Origin of the sequence: Streptomyces novaecaesareae, assembly GCF_000716875.1 — a bacterium.
Taxonomy (GTDB): domain Bacteria; phylum Actinomycetota; class Actinomycetes; order Streptomycetales; family Streptomycetaceae; genus Kitasatospora; species Kitasatospora novaecaesareae.
In genome coordinates this window covers 1-362 of record NZ_JNWQ01000237.1, presented here as the reverse complement: position 1 = coordinate 362, position 362 = coordinate 1, and the positions used below count along the sequence as shown (strand labels likewise).

Annotated in this window: 1 protein-coding gene; it reads right to left on the bottom strand. The window is 71.3% G+C overall.

Annotation, left to right across the window (positions count from 1 at the left end):
* Nucleotides 1–362 (bottom strand): Ig-like domain-containing protein (locus OP86_RS32665; protein ID WP_033334539.1); only part of this gene is annotated, 362 nt, incomplete at both ends.

Genomic DNA, 362 nt, shown 5'->3' with positions numbered 1-362 from the left:
TCAGGGTGGCCATGCCGCCGGACAGGGTGACCGGCGCCTGGGGGATGCCGCCGATGAAGAAGGTGACCGTGCCAGTGGGTATGCCGCCCCCGGGGGCGAGGACGCTGACGGTCGCCGTCAGGCTCACCGGCTGGCCGAACACCGACGGGTTGGGCAGGGAGGTGAGCGCCGTTGTGGTGTCGGCCGTGGTGACGGTCTGGGGGTCGACGGGGGAGGTGGAGCCGTTGAAGGCGGTGTCTCCGCTGTAGACGGCGGTCAACGCATGGGTGCCGACGCCGAGGGTGGAGGTGGTGAAGGTGGCCACGCCCGCGACGACAGTGCCGGTGCCCAGCAGGGTCGCGCCGTCGAAGAACGACACCGTG